The sequence below is a fragment of the Sphingomonas populi genome, assembly GCF_004208535.1.
GTDB lineage: Bacteria > Pseudomonadota > Alphaproteobacteria > Sphingomonadales > Sphingomonadaceae > Sphingomonas > Sphingomonas populi.
The window spans coordinates 1-15,476 of sequence record NZ_SGIS01000045.1; the positions used below are offsets into that span (position 1 = coordinate 1).

At 61.8% G+C, this 15,476-nt stretch carries 11 protein-coding genes; all 11 read left to right on the forward strand.

Annotation, left to right across the window (positions count from 1 at the left end; translation table 11 throughout):
- The first annotated feature begins 443 nt into the window (after positions 1 to 443).
- The 11 genes from EWE75_RS20535 to EWE75_RS20590 all read left to right on the forward strand — a co-directional run bounded on the left by EWE75_RS20535 (position 444) and on the right by EWE75_RS20590 (position 15,447).
- Positions 444 to 2,132, forward strand: coding sequence for a glycosyltransferase family 2 protein (locus EWE75_RS20535; protein WP_231708483.1), 1,689 nt, complete (start codon positions 444 to 446; stop codon positions 2,130 to 2,132).
- Positions 2,133 to 2,142: 10 nt separating this feature from the next.
- Positions 2,143 to 2,916, forward strand: coding sequence for a DUF5672 family protein (locus EWE75_RS20540; protein WP_130159966.1), 774 nt, complete (start codon positions 2,143 to 2,145; stop codon positions 2,914 to 2,916).
- Between the two features lie 85 nt (positions 2,917 to 3,001).
- Positions 3,002 to 3,961 (forward strand): phytanoyl-CoA dioxygenase family protein, encoded by a 960-nt coding sequence (locus EWE75_RS20545; protein WP_130159985.1) that lies wholly within the window; start codon positions 3,002 to 3,004, stop codon positions 3,959 to 3,961.
- 192 nt (positions 3,962 to 4,153) lie between these two features.
- Complete coding sequence (locus EWE75_RS20550) at positions 4,154 to 5,317, forward strand: KpsE/RkpR family capsule polysaccharide export protein (protein WP_130159967.1); 1,164 nt, start codon at positions 4,154 to 4,156, stop codon at positions 5,315 to 5,317.
- A gap of 3 nt (positions 5,318 to 5,320) precedes the next feature.
- Positions 5,321 to 6,118 (forward strand): ABC transporter permease, encoded by a 798-nt coding sequence (locus EWE75_RS20555; protein WP_130159968.1) that lies wholly within the window; start codon positions 5,321 to 5,323, stop codon positions 6,116 to 6,118.
- Positions 6,115 to 6,762 carry an ABC transporter ATP-binding protein gene (locus tag EWE75_RS20560; RefSeq protein ID WP_130159969.1) on the forward strand — a complete coding sequence of 216 codons (648 nt, stop codon included), beginning with the start codon at positions 6,115 to 6,117 and terminating at the stop codon, positions 6,760 to 6,762. The genes EWE75_RS20555 and EWE75_RS20560 overlap by 4 nt, the downstream gene beginning before the upstream one ends.
- A 43-nt stretch (positions 6,763 to 6,805) precedes the next feature.
- Positions 6,806 to 7,534, forward strand: coding sequence for a hypothetical protein (locus tag EWE75_RS20565; RefSeq protein WP_130159970.1), 729 nt, complete (start codon positions 6,806 to 6,808; stop codon positions 7,532 to 7,534).
- Entirely contained in the window at positions 7,531 to 10,899 is a 3,369-nt protein-coding gene (locus tag EWE75_RS20570) for a glycosyltransferase (protein ID WP_130159971.1), read from the forward strand. Before EWE75_RS20565 ends, EWE75_RS20570 begins: the two co-directional genes overlap by 4 nt.
- Positions 10,900 to 10,903: 4 nt before the next feature.
- Positions 10,904 to 13,255 (forward strand): glycosyltransferase, encoded by a 2,352-nt coding sequence (locus tag EWE75_RS25325; RefSeq protein ID WP_206364830.1) that lies wholly within the window; start codon positions 10,904 to 10,906, stop codon positions 13,253 to 13,255.
- A 1-nt stretch (position 13,256) separates the two neighbouring features.
- Positions 13,257 to 13,802, forward strand: a complete 546-nt coding sequence (locus EWE75_RS20585; protein WP_130159972.1) for an acyltransferase — start codon at positions 13,257 to 13,259, stop codon at positions 13,800 to 13,802.
- A 52-nt stretch (positions 13,803 to 13,854) separates the two neighbouring features.
- The gene (locus EWE75_RS20590) at positions 13,855 to 15,447 is read left to right on the forward strand and encodes a hypothetical protein (RefSeq protein ID WP_130159973.1); all 1,593 of its coding nucleotides are present in this window, start codon (positions 13,855 to 13,857) and stop codon (positions 15,445 to 15,447) included.
- The last annotated feature ends 29 nt before the right edge of the window (positions 15,448 to 15,476 follow it).

A 15,476-nucleotide genomic window follows, 5' to 3' on the forward strand; every position in this document is an offset into this window, starting at 1 on the left:
CCTCCTGGTCCAACCTACAGCCGCCTGAAAACCTGCGGCCGCGCGCATCGACCGCCCGGAGTCAGACCTCGCGCAACGAGACACCGAAACCGCCCCTTTTGCCGACATCGAGTTGTTCACGGACGACTAAATAGGCGCCTAAGCATCCGAGTGAGCTTCTTGGCTGCGGGTCACTGCCGTCTTGTTGCACAACACCTTGACCTGGCATGTTCATCCGCCCTGCTCCGATCCGGCATACTTCCGGGGCGATGCGGTACAGTGCCGCTCCAGCCTTCGCCGTTCCAGACCGGGGAAGTAGTCGGGCTGCATGGGTGGCAGCGACTTTCGCTGACGATCCCTCCGTACTAAATGACATCGTCATAGTACCTAAGGAAATAGCCCATGGATCCGAAGGACGCCCGGCATCTCTTGCCTATGTACGCCAAATAGGTATCGCGTGCCCGATGACAGCGATGCCAACCAACCCGCCCCTCCGGCACTCCTCCGGTAACCGGGCGCCGAAGGACGCGGCACGTGCCGCATTGCGTTCGCGCTACAGGCCCTGCGCCTGGCTGACGCTGCGTGTTCATCTGGACGCGGCGATTGCGGCGCCGCGCGCGTACCTGGCAGCCGTGTGGTGGCGCATCTGCGGCAAGCGGGTGCGCGCGCGCGCGCGGTTCGCGTCGTTGCTCTCAGCCTCACCGCACGCGTACAGGTTGTGGCTGGTGGGCGAGCCGGCGCTGGACGCAGGCGGTGACCTCAACGCTTGCGTGCCGATCGTGGCGTTGGTCGATGCCGGCGGGCAGAACGCTGAGAGTGCACTTGCCCCAACGCTGCGCAGCCTTGCGCAAGAGGGGATCACGGCGCTGGTCTTAGGCGGACCCGATGGCGTGACGCCCGCCCGTGCCGCCACCGGTATTGCTTGGGAGCAGGCCCCCTGGCTGCTGCCGATCGCCGCTGGAGACGTTCTCGCGCCCGGTGCCGGGCAAGCGTACCGGGTCGCCGCCGCACGGGTTGGGCAGGGCTGCTGCATCTACGCCGACGACGACCTGCTGGACGCGGCGGGACGACGGGTGAAGCCGCACTTCAAGCCGGGCTGGAACGCCGAGTTGTTCCGGCACTTTGATTACCTGACCGGAGCCTGCGTCGCGCGCGCGCGCCGCGCCGATCTGGAGCGGGTCGAGGGGCCGCACTGGGCCGCGCAGGTCGTGGCCGCAGCGCTCGCGGCAGGGGAGGGGCAAGGTCCGCCCATCCACCTGCCCCACGTCCTACACCATCGCCGCGGCCGCCCGCAGCCGCGCCTTCCAGCCGCGGTGCCGCTCGCGTCCGCGTTGCCGCCGGTCAGCGTGATCGTGCCCACACGCAACGGGCTGAACCTGCTGCGCACCTGCTTGGAAGGGCTGGCGCGCACCAATTACCCGGACGTCGAGGTCATCGTGGTGGACAACGGCAGCGATGATCCCGCGACGCTGACGTACCTGAACGGCCTCGACCCTGCGCGCCACCGGGTGCTGCGGGCGCCCGGCCCGTTCAATTTTTCCACCCTCAACAACCGCGCAGCGCACTTGGCGCGCGGCGATCTGCTGTGCCTGCTCAACAACGACATCGAGGTTCTCGCACCCGACTGGTTGGGGATCATGGCGACGCAGGCCCTGCGCGAGGAAGTCGGCGCGGTGGGCGCACGCCTGCTCTATCCGGATGGGCGCATCCAGCACGCGGGCGTAGTGCTGGGCATCTGCGGCGGCGCGGCCCATGCCCACCGCCTGATGCAGCCCGACCAGGAAGGCTATTTTTACCGTCACGCGCTGCCGCAATTCGTCTCGGCGGTGACAGCCGCATGCCTGGTTGTCAGGCGGGAGCGGTTCCTGGCGGTGGGCGGGCTGGACGAGGCGAGCTTTGCGGTCTCCTTCAATGATGTGGATTTATGCATGCGACTGAACGCCAAGGGCTGGCAATCGCTGTACGAGCCCCGCGCCACGCTGGTCCACCACGAATCCGTCTCGCGCGGGTTCGACCGCGATCCGGTGGGCGCAGCGCGGCTTGCCGGTGAACTCGAAGCCATGAAAGTGCGCTGGAACACGGGCGAGGGGGTGGACCCGTTCCACCACCCCCAGCTCAATCGGTTCAGCGAGCGTTTCGTGGTGGGATTGTAAGGCGCGCTCGATGACTCTTGATACCCGCCTTGATCTGCCTCAGGTGACGCTGTGCGCGGTTACCTCGGTCAACGTCGCGGCCACCGTGCGCGCGTTGGAAGTCAGCGCGGCGCAAGTGGGCTTCGCGCAGATTCTGCTGCTCACCGACGCGCAGGTGTGCCCTGTTCATCCCGCCATTACCGTGGTGCCGATCGCGCCACTGCGCTCTTCGGCGGCCTATTCCAATTTCTTGCTGACCCAGCTTGCGGACCATGTACGCACCTCTCACTGCATGATCGCACAGTGGGACGGCCATCTGCTCGACGCCCGGCGCTGGAATCCGGCGTTCCTGGACTACGATTACATCGGCGCCAGCTGGCCGCAGTTCGACGATGGGCACGATGTGGGCAACGGCGGCTTTTCGCTGCGCAGCCGCCGGCTGATGGACTTGTGCCGCGCGCCCGGGTTCGTGCCCATCCACCCCGAGGACGTGGCGGTCGCGCGCACCAATCGGGAATGGCTGGAAAGGCAGGGGATGCGCTTTGCCCCGCGCGCCCTCGCTGACGCCTTCGCGGCGGAACGGGCGGGCGATCTGGCCGCCAGCTTCGGCTATCATGGCGCGTTCAACATGCCCCGCGCTCTGGGTACGAAAGCCTTCTGGCAAGTTTATGGCGAGTTGGATGAGCTGAGCAGCGTCCGCCACGACTTCCTGCCGATCCTGCGCCACACCGCGCGCGGCCCCGGCGGCCTACGCCGCGCGCGAAGGATGGTCGCGGATCGCCTGCTGCATATGGTGGGGCGGTAGGGCGAACATGGCGCTTCTATCGCGCCGTCCGACGCGGTAGAGCCTTTTGGCCAACCTCCATGCGCAACAAGGACATCCGATCTTCGTGACCAATCCCTTTCCCGGCATACCCTTGGTTGAATCGCCGTTGTTCCCCATGCAGCGCTCGGCGATGGGGCTTACGGCAGAGGAAGAGCGGATCGCCACCGATCTTCACGAAAAAGGCTATGCCGTCTTCGACTTTTACGATCCCGAGATCGACGCCCGGATTGAGCGGATCAAGGCCAGCCTGAGCCCTCGTTACGCCGGCATCGACTTCGCCGATCCGCGCAGTGACAAGACCGCTGGCGAACGCCGCATCCAGGACGCATGGACGTTCGACGAGGATGTGCGCGCCATCGCCGCCAACCAGGTCGTGCTCGACTTGCTGAGTAAGCTATACGGCCGCCCCGCTTTTCCCTTCCAGACGTTGAATTTCCCGGTAGGAACCCAGCAGGAAGCGCATACCGACATGGTGCACTTCTCCAGCCTGCCGGAGCGTTTCATGTGCGGAGTGTGGCTGGCGATGGAGGACATTGGACCCGACGCTGGGCCGCTGTTCTACCTGCCCGGGTCGCACCGCTGGCCGCCGCTGACGAACGCGACAATCGGGCGGCGCGGCGCCGGCAGTACACTGGCATCGGCGCAGGCCCCCTTTGCCCAGGGCTGGCGCGCGCTGCGTGAGGCTTACGGCGCGACCGAGGAGCCGTTCCTTGCCCGCAAGGGGCAGGCGCTGATCTGGGCCGCCAACCTGCTGCACGGCGGCAGCCACCAGATCAACCCTACGCTGACTCGCTGGTCGCAGGTGACGCACTACTATTTCGACGAATGCATCTACTACACTCCGGCTTTCTCCGACGAAGCCCTGGGTCGCCTGGACTTGCGCAATCTGTGTTCGATCAGCGACGGGGCACCTCGTCCAAACCGATATCTGGGCGAGGCGGTGAAGAAGCCTGAGCGCAAAAAGCCATCGTTCTCGGCAAAACTGGCCACCAGAATCCGCAGGTTTGCGCGGGGTTTGACGTAAAATCCTGCGCCGCCGGGCCGCGTGTTCGCCTTCAATCGGCGGTTGACAGGCGGTGGCTTGCCCTGGGTGAGCCATGTCGAAAAGAAAGCAGGCCTCTTGCGCTGATAGACTGCATCGCCTAACCGATTGGCTGTTTTAAACTTGCCGAGCGGAGCCTTTGCTCTCACAATTAAGTCGGCTTGGAAAAGTAAAATGAAGATTGATCAAAGCATCCTGGAGGCTGGCACGCAAGATGTGCGAAATCATCGATTGCAGGGCTGGCTAATCAAGAGGAAGTGGTTTCTTCTTTTTGTAGTGCTGCCGACTATTATTGCCGCACTGTATTATGGCCTGATTGCATCCGACATCTACGTTTCCGAATCCCGGTTTGTGGTCAAAAGTCCCGATCAAAAGGGGCCTCAGATTTCGTCCCTGGCAAATCTTGTGCAAACCAAGAGCCTGTCGTCCGGTCAGGATCAGGCCAACGAAGTTCTGGATTACGTGCGGTCGCGCAACGCTCTGATGGATCTCGGCAAGGGATACAACGTAAAGGGCGCGTTCGGCACCACGGATGCCGACTCTTTTTCGCGGTACCCGGGTCCGCTCAGAGGCGACACCTTCGAAAATCTCTACAAATTTTACGGCAAGAAGGTCAACGCCGAACTCGATGCGGAAACGGGCTCCGCGATCATTCATGTCGAGGCGTTTAGTCCGCAGGCAGCCTACCGGATTAACGCGCACCTCCTCGATCTTAGCGAGGCGATGGTCAACCGCTTGAACGATCGCGCCCAGAAGCGGGGTATCTCGGAGGCCGAGACGCGCCTGACTGAAGCTCAGCGGCGTGTGCGCGATGCGCGTGTCGCGCTGGCGCGGTACCGCAATTCGTCGGAGCTGATCGATCCCGCAAAGCAGGCAAGCGGCGTGTTGGATATTTCCAATTCTCTGATCACCGAACGGGCTGGCTTGCAGGCGCAGCTTGATCAGATGGTGAGCATGACTCCGCGCAATCCTGCCATCCCGGCGCTGCGGGCGCGGGTCAGGGCCTTGTCTGGCGCCATCGCCGGACAGGAAGGCCGTGTCGTGGGCAATCAGGGCGGTATCGCATCGAAAATCTCGGGCTACGAGGCCTTGTCGGTCGAGCAGGAGTTCGCGACCGAAAACCTCAATGCCGCAAGCGCGGCACTGGTTCAGGCTCGCTCCGATGCTACGCACCAGAAATTCTATCTCGAGCGCATCGTTGATCCCAATCTTCCCGACGAGCCGCTGCTGCCGCGCCGGGCGTGGGCGATATTGGTGGTCGCTATATCGGCGCTGTGCCTGTACTTCATCGGTTGGATGCTTGTTGTCGGCATCCTTGAACACGCTCCCGAGGAATGAGCCATGGCGAGCGCTAAACTGACGCGGTTCCGTAAGGGATTACAGATACAAAGGCGCGTCATCCATGCCTTGATGATCCGCGAACTGATCACCCGGTTCGGTCGCGAGAACATTGGCTTCCTGTGGATGATGGTCGAACCGTTGCTGTTCGCCGGACTGGTGGCGATCCTCTGGCGCTATATGCGCGGGCCGGAGGAGCACGGGGTGAGCATCGTCGCCTTCGTGGTGACGGGCTACATTCCTATCACGCTGTTCCGCCATGTCGTATCGCGCAGCGTCGCGATCTTTCAGGCCAACGGCAGTCTGATGTACCATCGTCAGATTCATGTGCTCGATTTCGTCATGGTGCGATTCCTGATCGAGATGCTCGGGACCATGATGGCGTTCTTGTTCATCGCAAGCCTGCTTATCGGGTTCAATGCGTTCCCCATTCCCGAAGATCCGGGGCTGATGATCGCGGGGTGGCTCGTCTATTGTGCCTTCTCCTTCTCGCTGTGCCTCGTGATCGCCCCGCTTTCCGAAATGTCGGAGGTGCTGGAGAAGTTCATCCCGGTCACGACGTACATCATGATCCCCTTCTCTGGCTCCTTCAACATGGTGTCCTGGCTGAGCCCCAGCGTTCAGAATTATGTGCTGTGGTCACCTTTCGTCCATGGCACGGAAATGATCCGGGGCGGTATTTGGGGTCCCAAGCTCGAAGTGCATTACAATGCGTGGTATCCCTTGGGCGTGTCCATCGTGGTCGCCGCCATCGGCCTGGCGCTGTGCCGTCACGTTCGACGTGGGCTGGTCGTCGAATGATCGTCTGCGACAATGTATCTAAGTCATACCGAATGGGACACGGGCGCAAGCACGTTCTGAACAACGTGAACCTGCAAATCAATCCGTCGGACAAGATCGCGTTCCTCGGCCGCAACGGTGCCGGTAAATCAACGCTAATAAAGATGCTCGGTGGAGTGGAAATGCCGACGTCCGGGACGATCCGGCGCACGATGTCGGTATCGTGGCCGCTGGGCTTCAATGGAGGCTTCCAAGGCAGCTTGACCGGATACGACAACGCCCGGTTCATCTCCCGCATCTACGGCAAGCCCTATGGCTGGATGAAGGAGTTCGTCGAGGATTTCACTGAACTGGGCAAGCAACTGGGCATGCCCGTAAAGACGTATTCGTCCGGCATGCGCGCGAGACTCGCCTTCGCGCTGTCGCTGGCGATCGAGTTCGATTGTTATCTGATCGACGAAATTATTCTCGTCGGAGACAGCAATTTTCGGGAAAAATGTCAGTACGAGTTGTTCGATAAGCGCAAGGATCGCGCGTTCATTCTGGCGTCACACGATATGGGCATTATCCAAGAATTCTGTAACAGAGCTGTCCTGGTAGCGGGAGGGAACGCGGTAGACACCTATGACGTTGCGCAAGCCATCGCACAGTACCAACAACTATAGCAACTCGATCAGGTTTGCGTAAGCAAGGAAAGACGCAATAGCCATGCGGTCACGACTGAAGAGCGGCGATGAAGGACAAGTGCCTGCCAAGGCAACGGCAACGCAAGCCGTTCGGCCCGGCTCAGCCCACGGCCTGGCCCGTGATCCGGGTGGCGATTTGGACAGTGCCTGGCGCGATTTGGCTGCAGCCGATAGCCGGGGCGATCGTCTGGCCGTGCGTCTGTCCGCAGCGCGCGACGAGGCGGCGCGCCTGAGGGCCGCCGCTATCGAAGCCGACCGCGAGAAGGACACCATGGCATCGGCCATGGCCCGTCTGCATGACGGCATCAAATCGCGGGACGGAGCCATTACGGCGATGGCCGAGGACCTGCGCCGCAAGGAACGGGAGCTCGAAGACCTTCGACGCCGTGCCGATGGGCCGCAGCCTATCGCCGCCGCCGGCCAAGCGCCTGCCCTCGACGCGGAAGCCAATGTACAGCTTGCCGGCCTCAGGCGGCGTTTGCGGACGGCGGAGGAAGATGCGGCCTTGCAGCGCTCGTTGGTAAGCCTGCTGACGGCAATGCTTCAGGTTCTGTCCGATCCGGGACGGTGGTGGTTCGCCTTGTTGCCGGGGTTTTGGATTGGCAACATCAAGTCCCGCCGTTTGCGCAGGAAAACGCTGTTCGACGCCCGACTCTATGCGAAGCGGTATCCCGACGTCGGTCGAGCGGGCATGGACCCGCTACATCACTATGTCTCGCATGGACTGGAAGAGGGGCGTTTGCGCATATGACCGCTCTGCCCAGTGGCAACGACTCACGCGCTCCGGTAGGCGACCATCATACAGTGGAGAAGAGTTTGCTTCGCAACCCTAATGTCGCTCTGTCCCTACCCGATCTTCTCGTGCTCATCGTTGGACCGCAGCAGCAGGTCGCCGAAGTTGCGGCCGTGATCGCGGGCGTCGGCGGGCAAGCCGTGCGCCCCGACGCACAAGAGCAGCTTGCGCAAATCAACCACCAAGTGCTTTCGCACCTTGGCGGCGCAGCCGAAACGTCGGTGGTATCCGTTTACGATTTAGCCGACATTGCCGATGCTCTGCCGTATGCCGATGCGGCGGCAGCGCTGGGGAACGCGCACGCATGCAGTCCCACGATCGTGATCGAGGACGCAGGCACGGGCTTGGTGGTTCCTTTCTGGCGGGACGTGGCCGCGCGCAATGGGCTGGAAACTGCTGCGGTGCTGGTCGGCTCTGCGCCGCCTGCCGTGGGCGGAGCCACGCAGTTGATCTCCTGGCTGCGGCGGATGCTGGCGGCCGAGCGCTCGACGCGGGGATTGCAGCGCATCGTCATTCTCGACGGGGATGAGGGCCTGGGATCGAGCGTTGCGGAATGGATGGCGGCGACCTGGAATTTTTCGATCGATGTTTTGAGCGGGCGTTCCGAGGCGGCATCGAACCCGGTGCCGACCAGCGGCACCCCTGCGCCGACGGACATGCTGGCTCCTGGCTTCAACAGCTGGATGCGCCGTTGTGAAGCTGCGTTCGCGCAACTGGCCAAGCAGGGTGAGAGCGAGTTCGTACACCGCGAAATTGATCGCATCCAGGGCAATCTCGATGCCGCGCTGGCCATGTTCACGCCTTTGCTGAACGAAAACCGCAGCGCGCTCGAAAACCTTCGGGCGCAGAATGCCCGGCTCGGCAAAGATATCGAGGCGCATGAGCAAGCCAGCTCGACCATTGACCGTGACTGGGAGGCGATGACCGCGCAGGTCGAATTCCTGAAGACGCGGGAGCAGGAGCGTCAGGCCGAATTAACCGCCTTGCGAGGCGAAATGGCCGCGTTGCGCGCGTGGTGCGACAGCACCGGCGCGCAAAGCGTGCGCGCGCAGGCCGGACTGCTCGATACCCGCGTCAAGCTTGGCCGCAGCGTCAACGCAATGGAGCGGATGGCGAGAGCTCTGGTCGAAGAAGGCGAGCGGCAAGTCAGGAGAGTGCGCAAGCCTTTGGCTGGCATGGTCAAACGTCGGGGATGGGGGTTCAAAGCCGCCCAACGTCTTGAGCGGCACGTCCGGATCGTCGAAAATTTCCTAGATGATCTGCCATGGCCCCTGGTCGGCGTGCGCCCCGAGGGACGGCGCCAGCGGATCATCGCCTATCTGATGGGCGCTAGCGATTTCCTCGCCGACTTGCCGCTTGTCCAGGATCTCGAATACACGCAGATGTATCCCGACGTGCCGCCATCGGGAATGAAGCCACTGGTACACTTCATTCTGTATGGCCAGGGCGAGTTGCGAAACCCGCACCCCTTGTTCGATACGCGGTATTACGTCGAGCAATGCCCCGAGTCCTTGGCACTCGCATCATCCCCTGCAGTCCATTACCTCAAGTGGGGTAAGGACAAGGGGCATGCCCCGCATCCTTTGTTCAGCACGCAAGGATACCTCCAGCGCTATCCCGACGTCGCGCCACGCAACCCGTTGCTGCATTGGATCGAGCATTGCCGTAACACCGCCGATGTCTTGTTCGACCCGCAATTCTATCTTGAAAACTATTCCGACGTCGCCGACGCGGGACGTAATCCACTGACGCATTACCTCGCGACGGGTTGGCGCGAAGGACGCAATCCCAATCCTTGGTTCGATACCGGCTATTACCTTGCCGCGCATCCGACGCTCCTGCGTGACGGGATCAATCCGCTGGTCCATTATGTGCAGGAGGGCTGGCGTCTGCGGGCCCGCCCCGGTCCGCAGTTCGATCCGGCCTTCTACCTTGCGAACGATCCCGGCCTGACCGCAGATACGGATCCCTTGCGCCACTTTATCGAGCATGGCCGCGCCGAGGGCCGAAGCACGGTATCGGATGAGCCGGTGTCGGTGGCGAAACCTGTCATCGTGGCCGACGTCACTGCATCGGCGCCGATGCCGCGCCAGAACGTTCGTCCGGCCTTGCCCGCCAGGACCGGCAGGGTCGCGCTGATGGTGGAAGCACTCTATCCGCGACCGGACTTGGACTCCGGTTCGCTTGACCACGTCAACTTCGCCCGCATCTTCCAGCGCATGGGCTACGAGGTCCACTACCTGTCCCTGTTGGAATTCGGACGCGATCACGACGAGCGGACGCCTCATTACCGCGCAATGCTGGAAGCCATGGGCGTCCATTGCGTGACAACGGAGCACAATGCCTATTTCGAAGGCTATTATTTCGACCTGAGCGACAGAATCGATGTGTGCCTCGTGTCGCGCGTTCATTTCGGCGGTATGCAGATCGAAAGTCTGCGCCGCCTGTGCCCCGATGCGCGGATCATTTTCAACACGGTCGATTTGCATTTCGTGCGCGAGGAGCGTGAGGGCGCCTTGAAAAACGATCCTGCGCTGATCCTGCGGGCGCGCCGCACCCGCGATATCGAGCTGGATTGCGCAAGGGCCGCCGATGCGACGCTGGTGGTCTCGAGCAGTGAAAAGGTCCTGCTTGACGAACTTGTCCCGGAAGCCCGGACGCACGTGGTTCCATTGATCCGCGAGTTCACCGAGCAGCGGGCAGGGACCTTTGCCGAACGCGGTGACATCGCGTTCGTCGGCGGTTTCAATCACCAGCCCAATATCGATGCGATCGAGCATTTCCTGGCGGACGTGTGGCCGCATGTTCAGCGCCGCCGCCCCGACATCGGCTTCCAGGTGATCGGGGCCAACATGCCGGACAACTGGAGACGCCGTAAAGTGCCGGGGGTCGTCTTCGTCGGCTTCGTCGAAGATCTCGACAGCGCACTTGCGCGCCTGCGCATGACCGTTGCTCCACTGCGCTACGGGGCAGGCGCCAAGGGCAAGTTGGTTTCCAGTCTTGCCGCCGGTGTTCCCGCCGTCGTTTCGGGGATCGCGTCGGAAGGTATGGGCCTGGTTGACGGGGAAACCGTGCTGGTGGCGGATGGCGGCGAGGCTTTTGCGGACCAGATCATCCGGCTGTATGACGATCAGGCCTTGTGGGAACATCTGTCGGCCAACGGCGCCGCTTTCATCCGCTCTCACTATTCCATCGATACCGGCTTCGGGATCATGCGCGCAGTCTTGTCCGAAGTCGGCGTAGCCCCACCCATCGAGGCAGAGCCGACCTTGGGATCCGGTCAGCCCGGTCGTTCCGACGACATCACCCAGAACGCAGGCTGATTTCATGACCGGACAATCCATGAACTTTGACGTCAGTGTCGTCATTCCCCTCTACAACCACGCCCACTACATCGGACCGGCAATCGAAAGCGTGCTCGCGCAAACGCTGCCCGCATGTGAAATCGTCATTATCGACGACGGATCGATCGACAACGGCCTTGAGGTCGCTCGACGTGCGCTGGCCGGATACCCTGCGGCAACGATCGTGGCGCAGGCCAATGCCGGCGCGCACAATACGATCAACCGGTGCATCGGCATGGCTCGTTCACGCTTCGTGGCGGTGCTCAACTCCGACGACCAGTTCGAACCGCACAAGCTGGAGCGGTGCGCGCAGCTGTGGCAGCAGGACCCACGTCTCGATCTGGTATTTGGCGACGTCGGCCTGATCGACGACGACGGCGTCCCGGTCCACGATGGCCCGACCGTCGACTGGCTGCAGCGTGCCCGCGATTTTCTCGTCCGCAGTGATCGTCTCGACTTGGCGCTGGCCAATGAAAACTTCGCGGTCACGACATCCAACTTCGTCTTCACCAAGCGCATATGGGAGCGTAATGGGGGGTTCCAGGGGCTGCGCTACTGCCACGACTTGGAATTCGCCTTCGCTGCCCTGCGCAACGGACATGTGCTGTACGATGCGGACGTCGCGCATATCCGTTACCGGGTCCATGCATCGAACACGATCAAGGAATATGTCAACCGGGTGCGCGTGGAGATCGCGGGCGTGCTGGCCTGCGCACTGGACGGCGGGCTCCTGATGAACCCGCAGGATGATTGCGACGAGCGGACCATCGCCCTGTTCGACAAGGCGCTGACGGACAAGGGGCTGGGCAACCTCTTGCCGTTTCTTTCGGCGAGGTTGGCCGCTTTCGGCGGCGATCGCGCCGCTTTCTATGATTGGGCAATCAACGATCCGGCGGTAAACGGCATTTTGCTGCAGCAGATCGAAGGAAAATTGTCCGCCGCCGATTTTGCGCCCCTGCCTGGCCGGGCGCTCTACCATGCGGGCGCGAGCGATACTCAAGCGTCGCCCGTTACGCAGGACGTCCTTTCCGGAGAACCGCCGCAGCAGCGTCTTGCCAGCTTCCACGCCTTTCTCGACAATGTGACCCACAAGACCCGGCAGCCCGAGACGGATGTCGGCGCGAGCGGGCAGTTGTCCGGACCAGTCGTGGTTGAGCTTTCGTCCTTCGATCGCGGCGGGTTGGAAAAGGTGGTGCTCGACACGTCGGTGGTTTTGCGAGACTTGGGACTGAACAGCGTCATCGTGTCATGCGGGAAAGTGGGGCACTTGGGCGAAATCGCCCGCGCGCAGGGCTTTATGGTCTATGAACTGTCGCAAAACGACCCACTTGGCCACTATCGCAAAATCCTGAAGGATCACGGCATCAAGCTGGCAATTTCGCACTTCTCGCGGACCGGCTACAAGATCTTCCAGGAAGTAGGCATCCCCAACCTGACGTTCATACACAACGTATATGCCTTCCTCAATGGGGCCGCCCTAGACAATTTCCGGCAGGACGATGCCTTCGTCGATCGCTACATATCGGTATCCCCCAAGGCCACCGACTACGCGGCCAGTCGCTTGGGCATCGATCGCGGCAAGATCGTCACGGTGCCCAACGGGCTTCTCATAGACGAGCATGTGGCCCGCGCCCGTGCCGCAAAGCCGGTCACACGCGAACAGTTCGGCATCCGCGAGGACGATTACGTCTTCCTGAACGTGGCATCCTACAACCTGCACAAAAGCCATTACATCATGGCCGAAGCCATGCACATGCTGTTGCGCAAGACCGATCGGGTCCGCATCCTGTGCATCGGCAACACAATCGTGCCCCACCATGTCGATGCGCTGCGCCATCACTTGGAGGCGACCGGGGTTGCCGATCATATGCTGATGCCGGGCTATTTCCCGGACGTTGCATCCTTCCACGCCATCGCCGATGCCTTCCTGCTGCCATCGCTGATCGAGGGATGGAGCATCGCGATGAATGAGGCGATGTTTTTCGGCAAGCCAATGATCCTGTCCGATACGGGCGGTTCTTCCGAAGTGATCATCGGTGGCGACATCGGCATCCTGCTACCCAACGAATATGGCCCGGTCAGCGAGTTGCATTCCGAGCTGCTCGACGACATCGCCTACAATCGCCGCCATTTCCGCACTTCGGCCTATCTGGCGCGCGCCATGCTCGACTTTGCCGACAATCCTGGGCGCTGGCGCGAAGCGGGCTTCAAGGGCCATCAGCGCCTCCTGGAAAACTACGACTTCGTCGAGGTTGTGCGCTCCTACCTGCCGATTTTCAAGGATGTGATCGACAGCGCCGCGAGTGCACGAAAGTCCGCAGTGTCGGGCCGTTGAAATGAAACATGATACCTGGTTCGCCGCCTTGCTGGTTTATATCGGCAACAACGTGATGATGAAGCAGTGGTCCTATGGCTTGCGTCACTGGTACTGGCGCAAGCTAGGCGTCAGGATCGGCAAGGATAGCAGCATCGCGATGCACTGCTTTGTAACCGGCTCCTCCATCGTTATCGGCGATAACACAGTCATCAACCGCTTCACCTACATTGATGGCCGCGTCCCGGTGTATATCGGCAACAACGTCAACGTTTCGCATTACACGATCATCCAGTCGCTGACGCACGATCCGCAAAATCCGGATTTCGTTTGCTTGGAAAAACCCGTCGCCATCATGGACCATGCCTGGATCGGCGCACGCGCGATCATCCTTCCGGGAGTGACCGTGGGAGAGGGGGCCGTGGTGGCGGCAGGGTCGGTAGTGTCCAAGGACGTGGCGCCCTATACAATCGTCGGCGGCGTTCCTGCCAAAGCGATCGGCAAGCGTAATCGCGATTTACGTTATCGCTCCAGGTATTTTCCGTATTTCGATACCGATATTCAATGAGCGGTCAGGCCGGGCCTATCATTCCGGGCAGGCTGAACGGTTAGGATTATTCGTGACCCGGTTGTGCGCATTGGTTCTCCTGTTGCTTGCGACGGCGATTCAGCCCGCGAGCCATCCCGGCATATTCGCCAGCTCCGCCGCTTTGCCAACTCCGCGGGTGGTTCTGGCCACCGCCAGCGCCGCCAAGGTCGTAGCCCGGCCCCTGATCGCGGTATTACCGAAAGCTATCGCCCAAGCCGTCCGAGCGGGAACCAACCGGCAGGACCTAGCACCCTATCTCAATGCTGCATTGCGTAGCGGCGGTGCCTTCGATCTTGGCGGCTTCACCTATCGGATCGCCGGGCGCCTGATGCCGGGCGCAGGCACGCAGCTTACCGGCACCGGCGTATTCCTAGCCGATCCCGCCTTCGACGATCATGCGCGGGCCGACCGCCTGCAGATGATGATCCGCCTCACCGACGGCTTGCAGGTGGGCAAAGGCGTTGTCTTCGACGGCAACAGCATCGACCGGCCCGGATTCTGGCTCACCGGCGCGCGCAATACGCAAGGCGTCGCCGACGTCGTCCTGGATGCGACGTTTCGCAATATTTCGTTCGACGGCATTGATGTCAGCAGGAACAACGGCACTTGGCGCAACCGCAACATCAAGACGAGCGCTACCGTCGAGAACGTGGGCTGGATCGGCGTTAACTTGGAAGGGATCGACGGGCTGGTCCATGATGGACTGCGCGTGTCCCGCACGGGTTTCCACGGTATATATGTTAGTTTCAGCCATGACGTTCGCGGCGACAGTTTTAAAGTCGACAAATCCAGGCGTCCCTATCGCGTTTACGATGGTCTGGGCGGGTTCTCCGGGAAGGAGAAGGGCTTCCTGTTCGGGCATTTCAGCACCAGTCATGCTCGCTGGACGCGCTTTCTCCTGTTCGACAATCGCCATGCTGGGTACGATGGTTTTGGTATCGGCGAGGACGGTCCGTTGGGAGATGCGGAGAGCACCGACATCGTCGCGCAAGGGGAAATCTGGTACGCGGGCCTGTTCGGCTTTGACGTTTCGAGTAACATGACCGCCGACATCAAGGTCTATTATCCGACCCGGCAAGGCGTGCAGTTCGGTCTGGACCTCGGCGGAACCTTGTCCAACGTTAACGTCAAGGCCTTGGTGGAAAGCAACCGGGAGGATGAGAGCGCGCGTTTCTCGGCCACCGGCATCGCGCCTCGTAAGGTCTCCATGCGAGCCGGCTCGCCGGTGATGACGATCGTGGGCGGCGGGAATTTCACAGTCGTACCTGGTCAGGTGGCCAGCGGACCGGGCATTCCCACCGGGGCCAAGGTGATTTCCATCGTGGGCGACGAAGTGACCCTGAGCCTTCCGGCGCAGCGCACATCGCCAAACGGCGCACCCGTCGACACAACGTTCCGGGCCAGCATCACGTTCGAGAACTGCGTGCTCGACTTGCGGGCGAACAACGTCCGTTATGGTCTGGGCGTGCAGAGCGATGCAGATGGCTTCGCCCACTATTCCAATGTGCGCGTGAGCGGTGATCTTTCAACGGCCTCAGACGCCAGCGTCCGGCGCCTAAACGGCCGCCTTCCTTCGGGAATGACCATTTTCGCCAAACTCAACCCGGCACACGCCGGCCAGTGAATTTTGAGGTTTGACCGTAGCCATGCCAG

Bases quoted from the DNA above. Each gene is read 5' to 3' on its own strand.
- EWE75_RS20535 (WP_231708483.1), top strand. From the start codon at position 444: ATGACAGCGATGCCAACCAACCCGCCCCTCCGGCACTCCTCCGGTAAC.
- EWE75_RS20540 (WP_130159966.1), top strand. From the start codon at position 2,143: ATGACTCTTGATACCCGCCTTGATCTGCCTCAGGTGACGCTGTGCGCG.
- EWE75_RS20550 (WP_130159967.1), top strand. From the start codon at position 4,154: ATGAAGATTGATCAAAGCATCCTGGAGGCTGGCACGCAAGATGTGCGA.
- EWE75_RS20555 (WP_130159968.1), top strand. From the start codon at position 5,321: ATGGCGAGCGCTAAACTGACGCGGTTCCGTAAGGGATTACAGATACAA.
- EWE75_RS20560 (WP_130159969.1), top strand. From the start codon at position 6,115: ATGATCGTCTGCGACAATGTATCTAAGTCATACCGAATGGGACACGGG.
- EWE75_RS20565 (WP_130159970.1), top strand. From the start codon at position 6,806: ATGCGGTCACGACTGAAGAGCGGCGATGAAGGACAAGTGCCTGCCAAG.
- EWE75_RS20570 (WP_130159971.1), top strand. From the start codon at position 7,531: ATGACCGCTCTGCCCAGTGGCAACGACTCACGCGCTCCGGTAGGCGAC.
- EWE75_RS25325 (WP_206364830.1), top strand. From the start codon at position 10,904: ATGACCGGACAATCCATGAACTTTGACGTCAGTGTCGTCATTCCCCTC.
- EWE75_RS20585 (WP_130159972.1), top strand. From the start codon at position 13,257: ATGAAACATGATACCTGGTTCGCCGCCTTGCTGGTTTATATCGGCAAC.